We start from the raw sequence: 21,611 nt of genomic DNA, 5'->3' as shown, positions 1-21,611 counted from the left end.
AGCACCCACACCGCCGGGGCGCCGCTCGCCCTTACCCGCTCGACGCCCGGCGGGCGCGGACGGCGGCCTGCGCGGGAAGACCGCCACTCCTTGTGCCGGCGCGACTCTGAGCTGCGCGGACGTACCTGCCCGGCCGACACGAAGGGCGTCACGCAACGTGACGACCCGGCCACGTTCGGGATGCGCGGCCGCCGGGCCGGTCGCATGCTGGGGGCATGAAGCGTGCTCCCGTGATCGTGCACCCGCCCTGTACGGGCGGTCGCCGTGTGACGCTCTACGGACAGGATCTGGGACGGGCGCTGCGCCCCGGCGATGTGGCCGCCATACTGCGCCGGGCCGGTTTCGGTACCGCGCGGTTCGTCTGGGACGACACCGGTGTCTTCGAATGGCGCGACGGTGGGCCGGACGTCTGGCTGATGCCCTGAGCCATGCGGCGGCACCAAGGGGCGGCGAGCGGGCAGCGCAGTCGCTGCGGTCAGTCGGCCGTGGCCGCGACCGTGGTCTCCTTCGCCTTGCGGGCGGCGGCTGCCTTCTTCGCCCGGTGCTTCATCAGGAAGAACGAGCCGATGCCGAACAGCACCGCGGCGGCCAGGCCCCACGACGAGAAGCGCTTGAGCCAGGGCTCGGCGACGATGCCCACGCTGTAGATGAGCGCGGTCGTACCGCCCGCCCAGATGATGCCGCCCAGCACGTTGGCGATCAGGAACTTCCAGTACGGCATCCGCAGCACGCCGGCGAGCGGGCCGGCGAAGATGCGCAGCAGCGCGATGAAGCGGCCGAAGAAGACCGCCCACATCCCCCACTTGTCGAACTGCGCCTCGGCCATGGCGACATGGTCGGGGCCGAAGTGCTTGGGGAACCGCCGGCCGGCCCATTGCAGCAGCGGCTGGCCGCCCTTGCGTCCGATCAGATAGCCGGCGGAGTCCCCGAGGATCGCGCCGACGGACGCGCAGGCGCCGAGCACGTACGGATTGATGTGGTCCTGGGTCGCGGCGAGGATCGACGCGCTGACGAGGACGATCTCACCGGGCAGCGGAATGCCGAGGCTCTCCAGTCCGATGACCACCCCCACCAGGAGGTAGACGCTCACGGCCGGTACCGTCTCGAGCCACTCCTGGATGTGCAAAACCGGTTCCTCCGCTGAAGTAGGGCCCCCGTGGGCCGGGCCCGACGCCCTGGCACCGTGGCCGCTCGATCCCCTCGGCACGCCTGCGCGCGCCCCGGGAAGCGTACTCGATCGGGTCACCCATGGGCCGATTCGTCCCGCGGTGGGCGACCTCCGCCGCCGCGGCCCGTACCGGCGCGACGGACCGTCCCGGGACGGCGACGGCCCGCCGTGCGGTGACACGGCGGGCCGGTGGGAGAACTCGGCTGTGAAGCGATTCACCCGGTGAAGCGGCTCACTTGTTGGGGCGCAGGGTCCACACGATGGTCATCTCGCCGGTCACCGCGCCGTCCTCACGGGTGATGGCGACGTTCACCGGGAATTCCGGGCGCTCACCGGCGTCGAGTTCGGCGACGACCTCGGCCACCGGCCGGCCCAGCTCCGCGGTGGCGGTGACCCCTCCCATGGCGAGCTTCTTGTAGCCGATCTCGGCACGCACCGCGAGCGGCACCGCGCGGCCGAGCTGATCGCCGAAGGCGGTCATCACGATCGCCCCGCTCGCGGACTCGGCGAGGGTGAACATCGCGCCGGCGTGCGGGCCGCCGACGTGGTTGTGGAAGTCGGACCGGTCCGGCATGCGGACCACGGCGCGCTCGGCGGTGGTCTCGGTGAACTCCAGGTTCAGGGTGCGGACCATCGGCACGGAGGCCGCCATCATTTCGCCGATCGACGGCAGGGTCTCGGAGGACATGGGGTCATGTTACCTAGCGGTAGCTTAGCTGGGAAGGGCCACACCGCACGGGCGTTCCGCCCCGCGCCGATCCGGGTGCCATGCCGCCCTCCGCGCCGCCTATCGTGGACGCCCATGCGGCCAGGTCGACAACACAGCGCAGAGGTAAGGGAGCTCCCGGCACACCAGGGGCACGGCAGGCCGGGTTCCCCCTGCCGCCGGGCGTCCGCCACGGGCCCGGGCACACTGCCGTGGTGAGAGCCCGTCCCGGCTGGGCCGGACGCAACTATCTGCTGCTCACCGGCGCCACGGTCATCACCAGCCTCGGCGGCTCCGGTGCGCTGATCGCGACCGCCTTCGCGGTGCTCGCCGCCGGCGGCACCGCCACCGAGGTCGGCCTGGTAGCGGCCGCCCGTACGATCCCGCTGCTCCTCTTCCTGCTGATCGGCGGCGCGGTCGCCGACCGGCTCCCCCGGCACCGTGTGATGGTCGCCGCGAACGTCCTCAACTGCGTCTCCCAGGGCCTGTTCGCACTGCTCGTGCTGACCGGGGAGCCGCGGCTGTGGCAGATGGCGCTGCTGGCCGCCCTCGGCGGTACCGGGCAGGCGTTCTTCGCGCCGGCCTCCGAGGGCATGGTGCTCGCCGCGGCCTCCGGCGAGCACTCCGGCCGCGCCTTCGCGGTGTACCGGATGGGCATGAACGGCGCGAACATCGGCGGGGCCGCGCTCGGCGGGGCTCTGGTCGCCGCGGTCGGCCCGGGCTGGGTGCTGGCCGTCGACTCCGCGGCGTTCGCGCTCGCGGCGGCGCTGCGCACCTTCCTCGACGTCAGCGGAGTTCCCCCACGGGCCGCCGGCGGCGGGATGCTGCACGATCTGCGGGAGGGCTGGCGGGAAGTGATCTCGCGGTCCTGGCTGTGGGCGGTGATCCTGCAGTTCTCCCTCGTCAACGCCATGGTCGCGGCCGCCGAGGCGGTCTACGGGCCGGTGATCGCCGCACGCTATCTGGGCGGCCCCGGCCCCTGGGGGCTGGCGCTGGCGGCCTTCGGCGCGGGCACCGCGGGCGGCGCCCTGCTGATGACCCGCCTGCGGCCGCGCCGCCTCCTGCTGACCGGTGCGCTGTGCGTCTTCCCGCTCGCCCTGCCCTCCGCCGCGCTCGCGGTGCCGCTCACCACGCCCGGGCTCGCCGTGGTCATGTTCGGTACCGGTGTCGCGATCGAGGTCTTCGCGGTGACGTGGATGGTGGCGCTGCACCAGGAGATCCCCGAGGACAAGTTCTCCCGGGTGTCCTCCTACGACTGGCTGGGCTCGCTGGCCGTCGTCCCGGCGGCCACCGCGCTGGCCGGCCCGGTACAGGACCTCATCGGCACCAGGGCCGCGCTGTGGGGCTGTTCGGCGCTGATCGTGCTGCTGACGGCGGCAGTGCTGTGCGTGCCCGGAGTGCGGCGGCTGACCCGGCGCGCGAATCCGGAGCCGGCGGCCGGGCGGGCGGACGCCCGTGCGGCCGGTGCTCCGGAGCCGGAGACGTCGGGGGCGCCGTGAGCCGCGGCCGCGGCGGGTCCTCGCTCAGCCGACGCTGAACGCGCCGTCCGGGGGCACCGGCGAGGCGACCGCCTCGGCGTCTCGTACCGGCGCCGCGTCCGCGATCAGCCGCCGCAGGCGCGCACCGTGCTCGACCCGGGCCGGAAACGCGTCGCCGGCCGCGCGCCGGGCCAGGGCGGCGACCGGGAGCGGCGTGCGTGAGGCGAGCAGTACGGCGTTGCCGAAGCGGCGGCCGCGCAGCACCGAGGGTTCCGCGATCAGTGCCAGGTGCTCGAAGACCGTGGCGAAGTTGGCGAGTTGGCCGCGCAGAAAGCCGAACGGCGCGCTGTCGGCGAGGTTGGCGGCGTAGCAGCCGTCCTCCCGCAGTACCCGGGCGGCGGCCCGTGCGTACTCGACCGAGGTGAGCTGCGGCGGCACCCGCGAGCCGCCGAAGACATCCGCCACGATCACATCGGCGCTGTGCTCCGGCGCCACCTCCAGCGCCGCACGGGCGTCCTGGGCGTGCAGCGTGACACCGCAGTTGCCGGGCAGCGGCAGGTGCTCCGCCACGAGGTCGAGCAGGGCCAGGTCGGCCTCGATGACGTCCTGCCGGGAGTGTGGACGGGTGGCCGCCAGATAGCGGGGCAGGGTCAGCGCCCCGCCACCGAGGTGCAGCACGTCCAGCGGCTGCCCCGGGGCGGCCGTCTCGTCCAGGACGAAGGCCAGCCGGCGCACGTACTCGAATTCCAGATGCAGCGGCGCGTCGAGGTCCACGTACGACTGCGGCGCCCCGTCGACCGTGAGCAGCCAGGCCCGGTGGCGGTCGACGTCCGGCAGCAGCTTGGCGGTGCCGCAGTCCACGGTCCGGGTGACGGGTATCGGCTCAGGTGCTGGGTCCACCGTCCCATTGTGCCGGTCCGGACCGGGGCGCCGGTGCCGGCCGCGGCCCTTGTGCCCGTGCGGGCCGCATCACCTCGGCCGCCGGTCCCGGGGCGGGCGGTTCAGTCCGGCCAGACCTGCCGGATCTCCGCCAGATGGGACGCGGCCTGCCGGCGACCGGCACGGGCCGCGTCCGCACGCCGGGCGGGGTCCAGGACATTGCGGCCGAACGCCGACCGGGCCGCGCGGTCCGGGGTGATCACGCACACCCGGGCGCCCTGGCGCGCCAGTTGGCCGCCCTGTGCCCGCGGGCCGGCGATCGGCCCGCCGGAGGCCGCCATCGGCGCGACGATCACCACCCGGTCACAGCCGGCGGCCAGATCCGCGTTGGCGCTGGAGTGCACCCCGCCGTCGATCCAGCGGGTGCCGTCGATGGTGACCGGCGGATAGACACCGGGGACCGCGCAGCTCGCGCCGACCGCGTCGAGCAGCCGCACCCCGCTGGTGTCGTCGAAGGCGCTCCGCTCCCCCGTGGCCGCGTTCACCGCGGTGATCACCAGCCGGCGGGCCGGCCAGTCGGCCAGCTCCAGGGTCCGGGCGATGACCGTGCGCTGGGTCTCCTCGGGAACGGTACGGGCCGCGAGGGCGAGCTTCCCCATCCGTACGCCGAAGGACACGGTGTCCCGGGAGCGCAGCGCGATGGTCGCGAACCGGGCGAGCGCGGCCGGGCCCATCCGCTCCGCCGCACGGGACTCGGGCACGGTGAGCTGGCGCTCGTAAATCTCCTCCAGCGGGAGCGTCCGGGAGGTGAGATGCGCGCCGACGATCGATCCGGCGGAGGTGCCGATGACGACGTCCGCGTCGGCGAGGCCGATACCCGCCTCGGCCAGACCGGCCAGCACACCGACCTCCCAGCCGATGCCGGTGAGCCCTCCGCCGCCCAGGACCAGTGCCGTACCCGCCATCAGGTCACCCTCGCTCATCCGTGTGCGGCCGTTCCTCCGGGCGAGCAGTCTCGCACCCCGCGTGCTCCCGGCACAGCGGTGCCCACGCACGCCCGCCGGACCGCCTCTCCGACCTGCGCGGCCTCACTCCCCGACGATCCGCACCGTGCCCACCCCGACCGTCCGGCCGCCCTCCCGCACGACGAAGCCCAGGCCCGTCTCCAGCGGCAGCGGGCGGTCCAGCTCGACGTGGACCGTCAGCGTCTCACCGGGGTGGGCGGGGCTCCGCCCACCGAGGTCGAGGCGGCCGGTGACGTCCGCGGTGCGCAGGTGGAACTGCGGCCGGTAGCCCGTGGACAGCGGGGTCCGGCGGCCGCCCTCCTCGGTGGCGCGCACCTGGAGAACGGCGGTGAAGCGGCGGCGCGGGGTGACGCTGCCGGGCGCCACGACCGCCTGCCCCCGGCGGACCCGGTCGCGGTGGAGTCCGCGCAGCAGCACCCCGACGTGGTCCCCGGCCTCGGCCGACGCCATGGGCTTGCCGAACGTCTCCAGCCCGGCGACCGTCGTCTCGGTCCCCGCGCCGGGCACCGCCACCCGGTCGCCGACCCGCACCGTGCCGCGCTCGACGGTTCCGGTGACGACCGTGCCGCGCCCGGTGAGGGTCAGGACGTTCTGCGCCGGCAGCAGGAACGGGGCGGCCGGATGCCGTTCAGGCACCGGGACGCCCACGTCCACGGCGTCCAGCAGCGCGTCGATCGCCGCCTTCCAGCGCGGGTCACCCTCCAGGGCACGCAGTCCCGAGACCCGTACGACGGGCACGTGCGCCCCGTCGTAGCCGTGCGTGCTCAGCAGCCGGCGCACCTCGCGGTCCAACGAGCCGGTGAACTCGGGGTCGCCGGCGTCGGCCTTGGTCAGAGCCACGACGACGTACCGGACGCCCATCCCCCGGGCGAGCAGCACATGTTCCGCGGTCTGCGGCATGATCCCGTCGAGCGCGGAGACGACCAGGATCGCCCCGTCGAGCTGCGCCGCGCCGGTGATCATGTGCGTGACGGAGCCGGCGTGACCGGGCAGGTCGACATGGGCGTAGTGCCGGGTGTCGGTCTCGTACTCGACGTGCGCGCCGGTGACGGTACGACCGCGGGCCGGCTCACCGGGCCGCCGGCCGGCCGGCACGGGGGTGCCACTCCCCCGGTCGCTGAGCACCTTGGTGAGGGCCGCGGTGAGCGTGGTCTTGCCGTGTTCGGAATGCCCCATGGTGCCGATGTTCAGATGGGGCTTGGTGCGCACATATGCCGTCTTGGGCACGCTGTTCTGCCTCGCAACACTGCGGTGAAGGCGGCGACTTGGCGCCGTGGGACCCCCTGGGGACGGCCGACCCTCCCCCTGCGGGGTCCGCCGGACGATCCGGAGAGGGTCAGCCACACACGGCAACGGCCGGCACAGCCGCGGCGTGGGCGCTGACGTCGGCGGTGACGTCCGCCGCGGCGACCTCAACGACCGGCACGACGGCACCCTTCGGCCCGTCCGCTACTGCGGACGGGGGCGGGAGGAAGACGCGCCGGGGCATGCGCCTCATGGTTCCCGGTGTCCGCACCGCCGTCGAGCGATTTACCCGCCGATTCGCCACCCGTCGCGCACGCAGGCGACCACCACAGGACAACGTTGCGCACGATTCCGCCCCGCCCGAAACGCGCCGACCGCGCGACGGGATGCCCCTTCCTCCTCATCCCGGTCGGTTACGCTCCCGGGATGCTTCCACTCGTCGCAGCGCCCGACGGCCTCGCCGCGCGCGCCACGCGTGTGCTGCTCTCCCCGTGGACCCGTCTGGGCATGCTGCTCGTCCTGCTGGCAGCTGCGGCGACCGTCGTGCTGTTGTGGCGGCCGCAGCAGCTGCTGACCGGCGGCTGGCCCGCGCAGCTGTCCGGCCCGACCGCCCTGGGGGTCTTCGCGCTGGCGTACGGCGCGTGCGCCACCGCCTTCGTCCCGCGCCCGGTGCTCAACCTCGCGGCGGGCGCCCTCTTCGGCTGTCCGGCCGGGCTGGCCACCGCGCTCGCCGGCACGGTGCTGAGCGCCGGACTGTCCTTCGGGCTGGGCCGGCTGCTCGGGCAGGACGCCCTGCGCCCGTTGTTGCGCGCCCGCTGGCTGACGGCCGCCGACCGGCAGCTGAGCGAGCACGGCTTCCGCTCGATGCTGGCGGTCCGGCTCTTCCCCGGCCTGCCGTTCTGGGCCACGAACTACTGCGCCGCGGTCTCGCGGATGGGCTGGTTCCCCTTCCTCCTCGCGACGGCCCTCGGCAGCATCCCGAACACCGCGGCCTACGCCCTCGCCGGCGCACGTGCCTCGACGCCCACCTCGCCGGCGTTCCTCCTCGCCACCGGCTTCGTCGTCCTCAGCGCGCTGGGGGCGCTGGTGGTGGCCTGGTGCAAACGCAAGGCGCTGCGCGGCAGCTGACCGCCGCGAGGCCGGTGGCACCCGCCGCGGGAGGTACCACCCGGCAGGTGTGACGGGTCCAGGCCCCCTTGGCCATCCGGACATCTTCGGACGTTACGCTGCCCCCGATCGGCGATGATCGACATCCGCCGCCCGTGTCCGCTTTTTCACATCTCGCGCAGGTCAGCGCCTGATCACCCTTGGATAGCGTATTTTCCATGACTTGGTTTGAATCATTCGTGCTCGGGCTCGTCCAAGGGTTGACCGAGTTTCTTCCGATCTCGTCCAGTGCCCATCTCCGGCTGACCGCGGCGTTCGCCGGCTGGCAGGACCCCGGGGCGGCGTTCACCGCCATCACCCAGATCGGCACCGAAGCCGCCGTCATCATCTACTTCCGCAAGGACATCGGGCGGATCATCTCGACCTGGGCGCGCTCCCTCTTCCGGCGCGAGCTGCGGCACGATCACGACGCCCAGATGGGCTGGCTGGTCATCGTCGGCTCGATCCCGATCGGCGTGCTGGGCATCACGCTCAAGGACGCGGTCGAGGGCCCGTTCCGGGATCTGCGGCTGATCGCCACCACCCTCATCGTGATGGGCGTCGTCCTGGGCTTCGCCGACCGGCTGGCCGCCCGCGACGAGACCGGCGGCCGCCACCGCGCCGCCAAGCAGCGCAAGACCCTCACCGACCTGAACGTCAAGGACGGCCTGCTGTACGGCGCCTGCCAGGCCATGGCCCTGGTCCCCGGCGTCTCCCGCTCCGGCGCGACGATCAGCGGCGGCCTGCTGATGGGCTACACCCGTGAATCCGCGGCCCGTTACTCCTTCCTGCTCGCCATCCCCGCCGTACTGGCCTCCGGCGTCTTCGAACTCAAGGACGCCGGCGAGGGCCATGTCGCCTGGGGCCCCACCGCCTTCGCCACGATCATCGCCTTCGTCGTCGGCTACGCGGTGATCGCATGGTTCATGAAGTTCATCTCCCACAAGAGCTTCATGCCGTTCGTGATCTACCGCATCCTGCTGGGCATAGCCCTGTTCGCCCTGGTCGCGGCGGGCGTGCTGACGCCGCACGCAGGGGAGACCGCGGGCTGAGCAGGACGGCCGTTAGCGTCAGTCGTGGGCGAATCCAGCTCCCTGATCAGCGGATTCCAGCGCATATCAGCGGCCAGTTCCGACCCATCATCAAGATCGTCTCCCAGTTGTCTCCCACCTTTCCCGTCGCACGCGAGTGACCGGCTCCGGAACGACCCCGGCCCCGGCATGAGGCCGGGGCCTTCGTCGTGGGGCAGGCGTCGCGGATCGGTAACGAGGGCCACCGGGCTGGGCAGGGCGAGCTAGTTTCGCCTTCTACTGCACAGGGGGCGGACATGGCAGACGAGACGGATGGAACGAGCGGGACCGGCACCGCCGTTTCCGTCGGGCTTCTCGCGATCGTGCTTTTCCTTGCGTTCGCACAGAGCTGCGACCGTCCCCAGCCGGACGATACGTCCGACGACGTGCCCACCGCGGCCCAGCCGGAGCAGCCGGCCCCCAGTAGTGATGAGACGGAGTTCGCCCTGCCGCCGGCCTCCGACACCCACCAGGCCATCGTCACCGCGGCCCGGTTCGACGAGTGGCCGTTCACCGTCGACGTCGGCACGCTCCGGTGCCGTGACGGCGTCTCGGTCACCTTTGAGGCCGACGGCACGGAGTACGGCGTGAACGGCACCGCACAAGACGCCGGCTACCCGTCCGTGAAGCCGATCTGGGCTGACGACGAAGAGCTGGGCTACGGACTGAAGGTCGACATCTCCGAGGTGCTCGACTACGGGCGCGGACTCTGCTGACCCCCTCAGTGGAGACAGCGGGCTGCTGATGAGCCCGCAGCCGGCGCCTGGCTACGGGCGTCGGTGCGGAATCGGCGGGAGCGCGGGCCATCGGGTGGTCATCCCGTGGCGCATGGCCGTGCAGAGCGCGCCGAAGTCCGCCAACTCCGCAGGCGCACGGGCTCATCCGGCTGACGACGGCGAGGCGGTGCAGCAGGGGAATCGCATCGGCGCCCGGCTATTTCACGCCCTGCGCAAGGGCGTTGGCCAGCAGCGCCTTCAGCCCGTTGACGTCGAAGCCGGTCAGCTTGCCGACGTTGGCGGTGGTCCGGTACCCGCCGTTGGGGTCGCACATGATCGGCTTGTTGCCGTAGGACGTGGTGACGCACTCGAAGTTCTCCACGACGCCGTCCTTGTCCAGGTCGACATTCGGGTGGTCGAGGCCGAGCGCGTGCAGCATCTCGTGGACGACGGTGTTCCGCACGACATAGGTGTCGATCCGGTAGGAGCCGTCGAAGTACTCGCTGTCGATCGCCGCGATGCCCCCGATTCCGACCCCCTTCGGCGGGTGGGGGCAGGGCATCCCCTGGCAGTAGCCGGGCTTTTGCAGGGGCCGGTACATCTCGGTGATCTGGACGTGGCCCACGGGCCCGCACTTCGCGGGGTTGACGGTCTCGACGCCGCCGAGGACCAGCTTCACACCGGCGGCCTTGGCCTGGGCGACGGCGGCCGTCAGATAGGGGGTGTAGCGGGCCTTCATGGCGGCCGTGGCGAACGTGACCGTGTACGAACGGGACGGGCTGAGGCTGGTGACACCGAGCCGGGAGGTCAGATTCCACCCGGTGCCCTTGGTGGTGATCCCGGTGCCTTTCGTGGTGCGCGGCGCCGCCCCTGCGGGCGCCGTGGTGAGCGTGCACACCGATATCGCGGCGGCCACCGCGAGAGTCCTGCGCATGAGGATCTTCCCTCTCCATTTGTCCTGGGAAGTGATGCTCTTTCACGCATCAGACTCATGAGCCACACAAATGGTTACATTGCCTGCCCGTATTTTCGCTGTGGTGGCGGGAGTTGGGGCAGGAGTGCCATGATCCCGCCGTCGTGTGCCGGCATACGGACGGCCCTGCGGCCGTCAGCGGTAGCCGGTGTCGTCCGCCGTCAGACCGCGGTCCTGGACCTCGACGACATAGCGCCAGCAGTCCGGCCGGGTGCCGTCGGTGTCGGTGAATCCGTAGAGCGGGGCCAGTTGGCCGCTGGAGACGCCCGTTCCGCTCCACCGCCCGACGTCCGGATCCGCGGCGAGCGCGACCACGGCCCGCGCGACATAGGTGGGGGACTCGGCGATACAGAAGTGCGGCACCCGGGCGGTCGCCTCCCGCCAGGTGTCCTCGGTCACGCCGAAGGCCTCGAGCATCTTCTCCGACCGCAGCCAGCCAGGTGTGACGGCCACGGCCGCGCCACCGTACGTGGCGAGTTCATGGCTCAGGGCTAGGGTCATCCGCTGCACGGCGGCCTTCACCAAGTCGTAGTAGAAGCCCTCGTGGTGGCGGTAGGCGGCGTTGTACTCCGGGGTGCCGTCGGTCATCTCGATCACCAGCCCGCCGGGCCGGCGGATGAGCAGCGGCAATGCATGGTGGCTGGTGATCGCATGCGTGTCGATGCCCATGCGCAGCATCCGCAGCCCGCCGGCGAGATCGTGCTCCCAGACCGTGGTGCCGAACTGGGCATAGGCATCGCCGCCGAAGATGTCATTCACCAGGACGTCGAGGCGGCCGTGGTCACGGTCGATGCGCCGGACGAGGTCACGGACCTGATCGCTGTCGAGGTGGTCCACCCGCAGGGCCGTTCCGGCACCTCCGGCCGCGGCGATCAGCTCTCCGGTCTCCTCGATCGTCTCCGGCCGGTCGATCTCCGACCGGCCGGCGGTCCGGCTGCTGCGTCCGGTGGCGTACACCCATGCGCCCGCGCGGGCGAGTTCCACCGCGAGGGCGCGTCCGGCACCTCGCGTGGCGCCGGCCACCAGCGCCACCTTCCCCGCCAGCACCCCCTCCTCCCCCGCCTCCCTCGCCTCGTCCGTCGCCATCGCTGCGGCCTGCTCCCCTCTGCTCGCACCGCTCCGGGAGGCCGGGCGGGGACCCTTCGCCCCTGGACGACCGGTACCGGCCTGCGGGGCGGAGTGCGTACGTGTGGCCCTCTCAGCGGGCGGTCAGGAACTGAGGTGGTACTGGGCCCAGGGCTGATGGGCGGAAACGGGGTCCTCGTGCGGGGGCGTGAGGGTGCCCCACGGGGCGAGGGCGCTGTCCCATTCGGAGGCGAGGGCGGCCATGTTGTCCGGGACGGACTCCGCGGTCGGCATCGTGCCCGTGTGCCAGCCGGATGCCATGGGGTGGGCCGAGGGCGCGGCGTTCCAGGCGGCCGTCTGCTGTGCGGGAATGGAGTATTCGGATTCGTGGACATCGCCGGGGCCGCGCCGGTGGCGTCCGGCGTGGGTCTCGACCGGGCCCGGGTAGAACCGCCCCTGGGCGGAGAGCTGTTGGGCCCGGGTCACCAGGCGGGTGAGATCGAGCCCGAATTCGGCGGCGAGTTCGCGTAGATCCACCCCGGTCTGCCAACTGCCGATCAGTACCGCATCCATGGCCGGTGACCAGCTCTGTTCAGCCGTCCCCGGGCCGGCGACGTTCTCGCGCACCGGGGCGGTGGGACGGGTTCCGGCAGAGGAGTTCTGGTGGTGGGGGTATTCGGCAGCCGCCTCGGGGGCCGGCGGGGCCTCCTCGGGCTGCGGGGCCGCGACGGGAGTGGTGGCCGCCAGCAGCTCTTCGGCGACGGCGCGGGCGTCGTCCTTGCCGACCGTGCGCCGGGCGATGCGTACTTCCCGCTCGTTCAAACCGAACAGACCCGCCACCGCGCCGGTGCTGCCCACCGTGACCGCGAACGCCGCCAGCACCCGCGACCGGTCGGCCTGCGCCTCGTCGAGCCTGGCCTGCGCCTCACGCACCCGCTCGTCGCCCAGACAAAACGCTTCTGCCAGCACGGCGTTGCGGTCCCACAACTCTCTCGGATCCATACTTATTCAACGCCTCGCGCGCGCTGGTGTCCCGATCTGGCTAAATAAAACACCCCAAAGCACCCATCGAACCACCAGATGAAAATCACTCCGGCCCCATGGCTTCCGCCCGCCTCCGACTCCGCCGGACGCCATACGCCCAGGCCACGCTGCCGCGTCCGGCCACACGGGGGATTGTCGGTGCCGTGCGTTACTGTCTCGATCAGTCACATTTCCATATGTCCGTGTGTTCATGGGGGGGCCATGACTCGTATTTCCCGTTCCTCGTTCCGCGTCGTGGGGGCGTTGCTGACCGGCGCGATGCTGTGCGGCACGGCGGCATGCACGGCATCGAAGGGGACCTCCGCGGACGGCTCGGGGCCGGAGAGCTTCCACGCCGCGCCGGTCGCCGCGGTCCAAAAGGCCGTCAACAAGGGCGCCCGGCTCAACTCCGCCTCGTATCGCCTCTCCGGCAAGGTCCCGGGGCAGGGAAGCGTCGAGGGCAAGGTGTCGTTCAGCCTCCGTCCGCGCGTCGCCGACATGCGGATGAAGGCGTCCGTGGGCGGGAAGGCGCACGAGTTCTCGGTGCGGCTCGTCGGGGGCTCGGTGTATCTGGGCGGGAGCTCGGAGACGGCGGCCGAGATGGACGGCAAGCACTGGATCAAGTTCGCCATGAAGGGCAAGGGGGCCGACGGACTGGGCGGGATGCAGCAGCAGGCCGACCAGGACCCGGCGGCCCAGGCCTCGTTGCTTCCGCAGTCCAAGGACATCAAGAAGGTCGGCGCGGAGACCGTCGACGGCGTGCGGACGACGCACTACGCCGGCACGGTGGACGTGGCGGATCTGCTCGGGCAGCAGGCCCCCAAGAGTGCGATGGACGCCACGCGCCGCAAGAAGGCGATCGAGCAGTACGGGCAGCTCGGGGTGCGCAAGCTGCGGCTCGACCTCTGGATCGGACCCGATGACCGGACCGTGAAGTTCCGGGAGCGTGCGCAGGCGGCCCAGGGCCCGCTGGACCTGACCATAGGGTTCTCCGGCGTCAACAAGCCGGTCACGATCCAGGCGCCGCCGGCCTCGGACACGGTGGATCTGGAGCAGAAACTGAAGGAGGGCGGCATACGGCCGCGCACCTGACGGGCGCCTCAGTGCGGCACGGGCGCGTCGAGGTGCGGCAGACCGATCGGGTTGGGGAAGGGAAGCACCTCCGCGGCCAGGATGCGGCGGACCACGGGCTCCAGCGTGTGCAGCATCTCCTCGGCCCGCGTCGCGGACAGCGGGTGCAGCAGCCGGCCGGCCAGCCGGTCGGTGGCTGCCTCGATGCGCTCCCGTTCCTGCCTGCCGTGCCCGGTCGCCTCGCCGCGGGCGTCCACGAGGTCACGGGCCCGCAGCCGGTCCGCCGCCGCTGCCCAGTCCTCCTCGCTCCAGCCGCGGTCCTGCCGCATGGCCTCGCCGGGGACGCGACCGGAGGCGGCGGCCAGGACCACGGCCTCGCATCCGTCGAGGCCCTCGTCGGCGAGGACGGCATGATGTGCGTCTCCTCTGAACTCCCTGACGGCGGTGACCAGTTGCCACAGCCGCTCGACGGGGTCCGCGTGGTCGCACAGCGCGCGGTTCGCGGCGAACAGCGGGCGGGCGGTGGCGGGTGCGGCCTCCACGATCGTCTGGAGCGGGGGCAGCAGCTCGGTGGCGCGGCGCTCCAGTTCGGGGTCGATCGCGCGCAGCGCCCGCGCGGCACGGCTGCCGCGTTCGTCGAGGACATGCGCCGGGCCGACGATGCTCCAGGCCTCGGGCAGCGCCCGGGCGACCATCCCCGGTGCGAACACCCCGAGAACGGCGGTGGCCGCGGAGGGTTCCACCGCTCCCATGGGGGCGGTGCGGGCCGCGAAGTAGCCCATCCAGAAGCCCTTGAGACCGAGGTCCTTGCCCATGGCACGGCAGTGATCGTCGAAGTAGCAGACCGCGTGCACCGGCTCGGTCAGCAGCCAAAGCGATCGTGCGTGCAGCTCCATGCCCGGCACGCTACCGCCGGCGGACGTCCGGCGCACCGCGTGCACCCCCGTACGGCCCCCTCCGACGAGTCCGGCCCGCGAGCCGCGGCCGCGGCGGGGAGAGACCACCCACACCGCAGAGAGGATCAGCAGCAATGCCCCAGCACACAGAGATCATCGACCGCGCACTGGACCGCATAGTGACCGGCTATGTCTTCCCGCAGCGCGCCGTGGAGATCGATCAGGCGATCCGGGCCCGACTGGCATCGGGAGCGTATGACGCGCTGAGCGGTGCCGCGTTCTGTGCGGCGGTGACCGCCGACCTCCAGGAGGTCTGCCCGGACAAGCACCTCCGGCTGCTGTGGCAGGACGAGCCCCGGGCCGTCGAGACCTCCGAGCCCGCGGAGGAGGACGGAGGCCGGGCGGCCTTCCTCGCGCTGATGCGGGCCGAGAACCAGGGCATCCGCCGCGTCGAGCAGCTCGACGGCAACATCGGCTGCCTGGACATCCGGTGGATGGCCGACGCCGGGGAGGGCGCGCGGGCGATCGGCGCGGCCATGGAGCTGGTCGCGCACACCCGGGCGCTGCTGCTCGATCTGCGGGAGTGCCGGGGCGGCTCCCCCTCGGGCGCCGCGATGTGGTGCAGCTACTTCTTCCCCGACGATCAGGTGCACCTCAACGACTTCTACGAGCGGGCCACCGACTCCACCCGGCAGTTCTGGACCCTGTCGCACCTGCCGGCGCCGCGCTATCTCTACCGTCCGGTGTACGTCCTCACCAGCACGACCACCTTCTCCGGCGGGGAGGACGTGGCGTACACCCTGCAGGCGTACGACCGCGCGGAGGTGATCGGGGAGACGACCCGCGGCGGGGCGCACCCGACGGAGCGTTATGCGGTGACGGACCACATCACGGTCGCCGTGCCCACGGCCCGGACCATCAACGCCGTCACGGGCAGCAACTGGGAGGGCGTCGGAGTGCGGCCGGACCACGACGTACCGGCCGACACGGCATTCGAGGTGGCGTACAAGGAGGCGCTGCGTCGGCTGGGCTAGGATCTGTCCGGCCGATCATGTATCGGCCCTGCGGCGTCTGCCTTGAGCCTGGTGCGTCATGATCTCGGTGTGGCAGATGATTCCGTCTCGGTGACTTTCAGCTCGTTGTTGCATCTAAAGGCCCTGCATCGCATGGTGATGAACCGGAAGTTCGACGGTCCCGACGACGTCTTCTTCGGCAGCCCTCATCTCGCGGCCGCACAGCACGCGATCCTTGAGGCGTTGATGCGGGCTGAACCCCAACAGGTCGCGAGGTGGGAGTCTTGGCGGGACGCGCGAGGGCACGAGGAGGCCCTGGACAGGGTTCGACGACACCTGCGGGACCATGCTGAAGCCGTCACAGCCATGGAACCGGCGACCCGCCGTAGCTATGTGGAAAGCCTGCTTGCGCCGCTGGTAGGTGACCCCGATCTACTGGCGGAGTTGGTAGGTGAGTAGGTCTTCTTCGGTATTCAGGTGCCAGCCAGATGACGATGGCGGCACCAGTGGCGGCGCCGAGGAAGACATAGCCGCGTTTGTCGTAGCGCGCGGCAACCGCCCGGGACTGTTTCACACGCTTGATCGCCCGTTCGACGGTGTTGCGTTTCTTGTAGCGGGCCTCATGGAAACCGGGTGGCCGTCCGCCGCGTGAGCCCTTGCGCAGGCGGGCGGCTTGGCTGTCGGTCTTCTCTGGGATCGTGTGGCGGATCCCTCCGCCGCAGGTACTTGCGCACAGGGCGGTTGCTGTAGGCCTTGTCGGCCGCGATACTGTCCGGCTTCATACGTGGCCTTCCCAGGCCCGGTCTGGGGACACAAATTCCTTCCAGCATGGCGATGAACCGGGTGGAGTTTGCACGCTGACCTGAAGTGAGGACAAGGGACGGCGGGCGGCAGCGGCCGTCCGCGCTCAGGCTCTTCGGCCCCCTTTGACGCCGGTACCGGAGGCGGATCGGTGCGGGCGCCGGCCCCATGCTGATGCGCGCGGACGACGATGGAGTCTACGGAGGTGTCCCAGTCGATCTCGCCCGTCGCGCCGGCAGACGCCTGGACCTGCTGGAGCAGACGTTCCCAAGTGCCGTCGCCCGATCACAGCCGGTGTCGTTCATAGACCGTCTTCCACGGCCCGAACCGCTCGGGGAGGTCACGCCACTGCGTTCCGGTCCGCACTCTGTGCAAGATTCCGTTGATCACCTGCCGGTGGGCCCTCCACCGGCCACAACGCCCGTAACTGACCGGCAGGAACGGCAGCAGCCGTTCCCACCCGGCATCCGTCAGATCACCTCGCCCCATGTCCACATCGACGAGGCGGACAAGCCGTAGTCACATGATCGGCCGGGCAAGGCCTAGGCCGCGGGGCGGGTCGTCGCGGGTCAGGCGTCGGTGCGGCCGCCGGCGCCGAAGCCGGACTGCCAGGCCCACAGATGGGTGCAGTTGGGGCACTGCAGGTGCAGGACGCTGCCCTTGTTCGACAGGAGGTAGCGCCAGTGGTCCGCACAAGTACGGCCGTCGAGGCAGGTACCGCAGTCCCGGTGGTCCTGGCAGCCGGGGCACGGGACCCAGGCCCGGCGGCCGATATCGGCGGTGGGGTCGAGCGGCAGCATGCTCAGGCCTGTCCGGAGGCGGGCAGCACCCCGGCGGAGACCAGCATGTCGTAGGTGGCCTGCTGCTCCGCGTCCAGGTTCGAGTAGAGGAGGCGGTGGGCGTCGGCCTCCCCTTCCAGCACCGCGAGGGGGTCCCAGGTGTCCCCCAGCGCCGCGACGACTTCGGTACGCCGCCGGGCCTCGTCTGCGGTGAGGTCGAACTCGACTATGTGGTGGTCCGAGGTGTTGCGGTCGATCATGGTGCCCGTCCCATGCCACGTGCGGATGATTCGGACGTGTCTATCAAGCCGGGCGGCACTGAGGAAGCGTCAGGCGGGGAGCGCCCCGGAGAGGTCCGGGATACGGAACGGCCGGTCGCGCAGCGTGCACTCATGAAAGCGCATGGAAGCGGGCAAAACGGAGGCCCGCGGCGAGGCATTACCCGTTGTGCGCCTGAGATGTCCATCAATGCGAGGTGTGACGGAATTCATCAGGGTGCGGGCGGTCCGGTGGGCAGGCGTCGCACCGCGACTGCGGCGGCGTCGTCGCCCAGCCGGCCGTCGGTGTGCTTCAGCAGATCCGCCCGCAGCAGCCGCAGGACCTGCTCCGGGCTGCAGCCGCTCCAGGCACCCGCGCGCTCGGCCAGCGGGTAGAACACCCCCTTGGCGTCGCGGGCCTCGGTCACCCCGTCCGTGTAGAGCAGTAGCAGGTCACCGGGCTCGAAGGGGAACGTCTCGACCTCGTAGTCGGGCTCACCGGCCAGCCGCCCGAGCCCGATCGGCAGCGCGGTCCGCTCCGGTCGGAGGGTGAGGGCCCACCCGTCGCGCAGCAGCAGCGCGGGCGGATGACCGCAGGTGATGGTGCGCAGCACGGGCCAGTGGTCGGGGATGTCCAGGAGCGAGACGGTCGCGAAGGTCTCGTCGGTGTCCGAGTCGGGGGCGGGAGCGGGGGCGGGGGCGTTGTCGGTGTCGAGGCCCGGATCCGGGCCGGCGGCCGGCTCGGGGCCGGCCGCGGGCCCCGGGCCGGGCTCCGCACCCCCGCCCGTGTCGGACCGACCATCCACCCCACGCGCATCACCGACCTCCGCCGAACCCCCCGACCGGGCCCCCGACCCGGCTCCCGAAGCGACCTTCGGTGCGTTGACCCACTGGCTGCTGTCCCAGCGCACCGCGCCGTCGAGGTGGATGGCCAGCTTGGGCAGGGTGGCCTGGCGGTGGGCGGCGGCCCGGAAGGCGCCGAGGAGCAGGGCCGCGTGGCTGTAGGCGGGCAGTCCCTTGCCCCGTACGTCGCCGATGATCAGCCGGGTGCTGGTGGTGGTGCGGGCCGCGGCGAAGAGATCGCCGCCCATCGCCGCCTCCTCCTCGGCCGGCAGATACAAGGACGCGATCTCCAGGAAGCCGCTGCGCGCGGGCAGCGGTCTGAGCAGCACCCGCTGGGCGACGGCGGCCACCGAGCGGCTCTTGGTGAGCCGCCGCTCGCCGCGGTCGCGCACGACGGTGTAGAGCACGACCAGCGCGGAGACGACGACCAGCGCGGCGATCTGGGCCTCGAGATTCTCGGTGAACAGCACCCGGCGCACGAGCCCGATGCTCACCTGCGCGACCACCGCCAGCGCCCCGATCGCCGCCGTCAGCACGGGCCCGGCGAAGGCCGCGGTGAGCGTGGGGGCCGCGACCAGCAGCGGCCCGAGATGGATGTCGGGCGGCGAGAGGACATCGATCGTGCAGACCGCCGCGATGAGTCCGATCGGGATCAGTACCAGGACGTGACTGAGCTCCCGTCGTCCCCAGAGCCGAGGCAGCCGTCGCAAGGGCATGCCTCATGGTGGCACCGAGGGAGGTGAAATGCCCGGATCATCCCGCCGGGTCGCCTCCGAGGGACCCCCTCACAACGGAGCCGCCTCATCCCGACCGCTCCGCCCCTTCCGCCGCGGGCCCCTATCTACCGCCCCGGTCCGCCGCCTCCCGCTCGGCCGCCCCCCGTTCGGCCGCCTCCCGGTCCGCCACCTCCTGCCGCATCGCCGCGACGAGCAGATCAAGGGCGCGCTCGACGGCCGAAGCCGCCATGAGCGGCAGATGCTCCCGCACGCGGTGCAGGCTCGGGTACTCGTCGGCGGGCAGGCTGCCGTACCGGTCCTGCCAGGCCTGCTCGTCCGCGGCGCGCTGGGCGGGGGCCAGCCGCAGCACACCGGCGTCCAGGGCCGCGTGGCCGAGGGCGGTGTCCACGAGCACGTGGTAGTGGCGGACGGCCGTGGCCTCGTCGAAGCCGGCCCCGAGCAGCAGGCCGATGCCGGTGTCGACCACGCGCTGCTCATGGGGGCGACCCGTGACCCGGACCGTGCTGAAGGCGGCGACCTGCGGATGGCGCAGCGCGGAACGGTAGGCGCGCAGGCCCAGTTCGCGCAGATCGGCGGCCCAGTCGCCGCTGGGTCCGAAGCCGGTCATGGACTCGCCGATGAGCCGGTCGGCGAGCGCCAGCAGCAGGTCCTCGGTGTTGCGGAAGTAGCGGTAGACGGCGGAGGGGTCGGCGCCGAGCGCCGCGCCGAGTTTGCGGACGGTGAAGGCCTGCGCGCCCTGGGAGTCGATCAGTTCGCAGGCCGCGTCGACGATGAGATCGGCCGACAGCACCACCCCTGAGCTGGTCGGTCGGCGCCGTTTGCGCTCGGCCGGTACGCGCTCACTCTCCGTCACGCCGGACCTCCGTATCGCTCCGTCCCCGGCCCCTCGGGCCCTGTGCGCGCAAGTTAATCACCAGGTTACGTCAACACCGTTGACACAAGGAGGGGCGGGCGGTTTCATCGGCGGACATACACGGACCGCCGCGGTGCCGCACCCCGCTCCGCACGCCTTTCCCATGTCGCGGCCGGGCCCCGACCCCGGGCCGGGCCCGCGCCGCTCTGCCCTGCCGCCCCTTCCGCACCTCCCCCGGCCCGGCGAAAATCCGGCCCGGGCAGCCGTTCAAGGAGTGAGTGCCATGCCTTCCCCCGTGCAGCAGGAACCCGGCCGGCCACCGAGAATGCACCGCTCGCTGGGGGTGAAGGACGGGGTGGCCATCGCCGCGTCGAGCACCGCCGCCACCACCAGCCTCGGCATCGGCATGGGCTCGCTGGCCGCGTACGCCGGGCGCCAGACGCCCGCCCTGTTGCTGCTCGCGTTCCTGCCCGTGCTCGGCATCGCCCTGTCGTACGCCCGGCTCAACCGCACCGAGCCGAACTGCGGCAGCGGCTACACCTGGGTGGGCCGGTCCATCGGCCCCTGGCCGGGGTTTCTGACCGGCTGGGTGGTGCTGATCGGCAACGTGATCTTCATGGCGTACACCGGGGCGGTCACCGGCTCCGTGGTGCTCCAGTTCCTCAACAAGCTCGGTCTGCACAGCCTGTTGGGCCTGCGGCTGGATCCCTCGTCGACCGGCATCAGCACCGCCGTCGGCCTGGTCGCGCTGGTCGCCGTGACGATCACCGCCATCACCGGCGTGCGGTCCGCGACCCGGCTCCAGATGTGGCTGCTGATCTTCGAGTACACGGTGCTGGTGGTCTTCTGCGGCTACGCGCTCTACATCGGCGACCAGCCGTTCTCGCTGTCCTGGCTCAACCCCCTCGACATCGGCTCACCGCAGGCGCTCGCCCAGGGGATGGTGATCGCGGTGTTCATCTACTGGGGCTGGGACGCCGCGTTCAGCGTCAACGAGGAGACCCGCAGCGCCTCCGACGCGGCCCGCGGCGGGCTGATCGCTCTGGTGGCGATGCTGGGGCTGTTCCTGATCGGCGCGGTCGCGTTCCAGCGGGTGATGAGCACCGGCGAACTCATCCACAACGGGCCGCAGGCGCTCACCTTCCTCGGCAGCAGCCTGGCGCCGGAGCCCTGGGCCTCGCTTCCGCTGGCCGCTCTGATGTGCTCCGCCTTCGCCTCGCTCCAGTCGAGCGTGATCCCCACCGCCCGGGGCGCGCTGGCGATGGCCCGCGACCACACGCTGGGCCCGGTCTGGCAGCGGCTGCATCCGCGCTACGGTTCGCCGGCCGTGGGCACCCTCGTGATCATGGCCATGGCGGCGCTGCTGGCCGTGCTCGCGGTCGGCATCCCCAAGCTCAACGACATGATCCTGACCGCGGTCAACTCCATCGGCCTGACCGTGGCCCTCTACTACGGCCTGACCGCACTCGCCTGCGCGGTGCGCTTCCGCGGCAGCCTGCGGGACGGCGCGGTGCGCGCGGCGCGGGACGTGGTCGTCCCGGCGGCGAGCGCCCTGACGCTGTTCGGGCTCGGCGGCTACCTCGTCTGGGACTACGCGACCATGAGCGACCACTTCGAGGCCAGCCCGGACAACGGCTGGTTCATGCTGCTGCTCCCCGCGCTGTTCCTGCTGCTGGGGCTGGCCACCGCCGCCTGGGCCAAGTGGGTGCGCCACGCACCGTACTTCCGCACCGGACAGGGCACCGACGCCGACGCGCTCACCCTGCCGATGGACGGGGACGCCGGCGAGCCGCTGCCCCGCCCCGCGGAGAGCTGACCGCCCGTCCGCTTCTCCCGACCGCACCACCCACCGACACCACTGGAGCCA

General features: G+C 71.8%; 22 protein-coding genes and 1 pseudogene. 9 read left to right on the top strand and 14 right to left on the bottom strand.

All coding sequences use genetic code 11. The annotated features are described in order from the left end of the window. The first annotated feature begins 215 nt into the window (after window positions 1–215). Window positions 216–425 carry a hypothetical protein gene (locus ACQP17_RS31910; RefSeq protein ID WP_189096091.1) on the top strand — a complete coding sequence of 70 codons (210 nt, stop codon included), beginning with the start codon at window positions 216–218 and terminating at the stop codon, window positions 423–425. 50 nt (window positions 426–475) lie between these two features. Here ACQP17_RS31910 and ACQP17_RS31905 read toward each other — a convergent pair whose 3' ends face one another. Continuing rightward, on the bottom strand, window positions 476–1,126 hold the full coding sequence (locus ACQP17_RS31905; RefSeq protein WP_433859407.1) for a DedA family protein: 651 nt from the start codon (window positions 1,124–1,126) through the stop codon (window positions 476–478). A gap of 274 nt (window positions 1,127–1,400) precedes the next feature. Beyond that, window positions 1,401–1,856 (bottom strand): DUF4442 domain-containing protein, encoded by a 456-nt coding sequence (locus tag ACQP17_RS31900; RefSeq protein WP_364874389.1) that lies wholly within the window; start codon window positions 1,854–1,856, stop codon window positions 1,401–1,403. A gap of 233 nt (window positions 1,857–2,089) precedes the next feature. Between ACQP17_RS31900 and ACQP17_RS31895 the strand changes: the two genes are divergently transcribed. Beyond that, window positions 2,090–3,373 (top strand): MFS transporter, encoded by a 1,284-nt coding sequence (locus tag ACQP17_RS31895; RefSeq protein ID WP_433859406.1) that lies wholly within the window; start codon window positions 2,090–2,092, stop codon window positions 3,371–3,373. Between the two features lie 24 nt (window positions 3,374–3,397). On the opposite strand, the gene ACQP17_RS31890 is transcribed toward ACQP17_RS31895, so the two are convergent. The 3 genes from ACQP17_RS31890 to ACQP17_RS31880 form a co-directional block, all read right to left on the bottom strand. Beyond that, window positions 3,398–4,252, bottom strand: a complete 855-nt coding sequence (locus ACQP17_RS31890) for a spermidine synthase (protein WP_433859405.1) — start codon at window positions 4,250–4,252, stop codon at window positions 3,398–3,400. Between the two features lie 101 nt (window positions 4,253–4,353). Further along, complete coding sequence (locus ACQP17_RS31885) at window positions 4,354–5,196, bottom strand: patatin-like phospholipase family protein (RefSeq protein ID WP_433860062.1); 843 nt, start codon at window positions 5,194–5,196, stop codon at window positions 4,354–4,356. 123 nt (window positions 5,197–5,319) lie between these two features. Beyond that, window positions 5,320–6,483: an elongation factor Tu gene (locus ACQP17_RS31880; RefSeq protein WP_433859404.1), complete on the bottom strand. Its 1,164-nt coding sequence runs from the start codon at window positions 6,481–6,483 to the stop codon at window positions 5,320–5,322. 444 nt (window positions 6,484–6,927) lie between these two features. Between ACQP17_RS31880 and ACQP17_RS31875 the strand changes: the two genes are divergently transcribed. The 3 genes from ACQP17_RS31875 (at window position 6,928) to ACQP17_RS31865 (ending at window position 9,433) form a co-directional block, all read left to right on the top strand. Continuing rightward, entirely contained in the window at window positions 6,928–7,629 is a 702-nt protein-coding gene (locus ACQP17_RS31875; RefSeq protein ID WP_433859403.1) for a TVP38/TMEM64 family protein, read from the top strand. Window positions 7,630–7,826: 197 nt separating this feature from the next. Next, window positions 7,827–8,699 carry an undecaprenyl-diphosphate phosphatase gene (locus ACQP17_RS31870; RefSeq protein ID WP_433859402.1) on the top strand — a complete coding sequence of 291 codons (873 nt, stop codon included), beginning with the start codon at window positions 7,827–7,829 and terminating at the stop codon, window positions 8,697–8,699. A gap of 275 nt (window positions 8,700–8,974) precedes the next feature. Then, entirely contained in the window at window positions 8,975–9,433 is a 459-nt protein-coding gene (locus ACQP17_RS31865; protein WP_433859401.1) for a hypothetical protein, read from the top strand. Between the two features lie 217 nt (window positions 9,434–9,650). Here the strand turns inward: ACQP17_RS31865 and ACQP17_RS31860 are convergent, their stop codons facing one another. The 3 genes from ACQP17_RS31860 to ACQP17_RS31850 form a co-directional block, all read right to left on the bottom strand. Further along, window positions 9,651–10,367, bottom strand: coding sequence for a hypothetical protein (locus ACQP17_RS31860; RefSeq protein WP_433859400.1), 717 nt, complete (start codon window positions 10,365–10,367; stop codon window positions 9,651–9,653). Between the two features lie 174 nt (window positions 10,368–10,541). Continuing rightward, a complete protein-coding gene (locus ACQP17_RS31855; RefSeq protein ID WP_433859399.1) occupies window positions 10,542–11,492 on the bottom strand; it encodes an SDR family oxidoreductase in 951 nt (316 codons plus the stop codon). Window positions 11,493–11,615: 123 nt separating this feature from the next. Beyond that, entirely contained in the window at window positions 11,616–12,473 is an 858-nt protein-coding gene (locus tag ACQP17_RS31850; protein WP_433859398.1) for a hypothetical protein, read from the bottom strand. Window positions 12,474–12,716: 243 nt separating this feature from the next. Between ACQP17_RS31850 and ACQP17_RS31845 the strand changes: the two genes are divergently transcribed. Further along, window positions 12,717–13,586: a hypothetical protein gene (locus ACQP17_RS31845; RefSeq protein ID WP_433859397.1), complete on the top strand. Its 870-nt coding sequence runs from the start codon at window positions 12,717–12,719 to the stop codon at window positions 13,584–13,586. 8 nt (window positions 13,587–13,594) lie between these two features. Here the strand turns inward: ACQP17_RS31845 and ACQP17_RS31840 are convergent, their stop codons facing one another. Next, entirely contained in the window at window positions 13,595–14,461 is an 867-nt protein-coding gene (locus ACQP17_RS31840) for an SCO6745 family protein (protein WP_433859396.1), read from the bottom strand. A gap of 134 nt (window positions 14,462–14,595) precedes the next feature. Here ACQP17_RS31840 and ACQP17_RS31835 point away from each other — a divergent pair, with 134 nt between their 5' ends. Next, window positions 14,596–15,495 carry a S41 family peptidase gene (locus ACQP17_RS31835; RefSeq protein ID WP_433859395.1) on the top strand — a complete coding sequence of 300 codons (900 nt, stop codon included), beginning with the start codon at window positions 14,596–14,598 and terminating at the stop codon, window positions 15,493–15,495. 69 nt (window positions 15,496–15,564) lie between these two features. After that, entirely contained in the window at window positions 15,565–15,933 is a 369-nt protein-coding gene (locus ACQP17_RS31830; RefSeq protein ID WP_433860090.1) for a hypothetical protein, read from the top strand. A 16-nt stretch (window positions 15,934–15,949) separates the two neighbouring features. On the opposite strand, the pseudogene ACQP17_RS31825 reads toward ACQP17_RS31830, so the two are convergent. The 5 genes and pseudogenes from ACQP17_RS31825 to ACQP17_RS31805 form a co-directional block, all read right to left on the bottom strand. After that, a pseudogene (locus ACQP17_RS31825) lies at window positions 15,950–16,764 on the bottom strand (IS5 family transposase); the annotation flags it as partial. Window positions 16,765–16,844: 80 nt separating this feature from the next. Further along, window positions 16,845–17,075, bottom strand: coding sequence for a hypothetical protein (locus ACQP17_RS31820; protein ID WP_042158133.1), 231 nt, complete (start codon window positions 17,073–17,075; stop codon window positions 16,845–16,847). Between the two features lie 2 nt (window positions 17,076–17,077). Beyond that, entirely contained in the window at window positions 17,078–17,314 is a 237-nt protein-coding gene (locus tag ACQP17_RS31815; protein ID WP_433859394.1) for a DUF6400 family protein, read from the bottom strand. Between the two features lie 230 nt (window positions 17,315–17,544). Next, the gene (locus tag ACQP17_RS31810; RefSeq protein WP_433859393.1) at window positions 17,545–18,864 is read right to left on the bottom strand and encodes a PP2C family protein-serine/threonine phosphatase; all 1,320 of its coding nucleotides are present in this window, start codon (window positions 18,862–18,864) and stop codon (window positions 17,545–17,547) included. Window positions 18,865–18,991: 127 nt separating this feature from the next. Continuing rightward, the gene (locus tag ACQP17_RS31805) at window positions 18,992–19,744 is read right to left on the bottom strand and encodes a helix-turn-helix domain-containing protein (RefSeq protein ID WP_433859392.1); all 753 of its coding nucleotides are present in this window, start codon (window positions 19,742–19,744) and stop codon (window positions 18,992–18,994) included. Between the two features lie 283 nt (window positions 19,745–20,027). Here ACQP17_RS31805 and ACQP17_RS31800 point away from each other — a divergent pair, with 283 nt between their 5' ends. Then, a complete protein-coding gene (locus tag ACQP17_RS31800) occupies window positions 20,028–21,560 on the top strand; it encodes an APC family permease (RefSeq protein WP_433859391.1) in 1,533 nt (510 codons plus the stop codon). Window positions 21,561–21,611 lie beyond the last annotated feature (51 nt).

It is taken from the genome of Streptomyces kronopolitis, from assembly GCF_050953795.1.
Classification (GTDB): Bacteria; Actinomycetota; Actinomycetes; order Streptomycetales; family Streptomycetaceae; genus Streptomyces; species Streptomyces kronopolitis_A.
The sequence above is the reverse complement of the archived record's forward strand: the minus strand, read 5'-3'. Positions and strand labels throughout refer to the sequence as shown.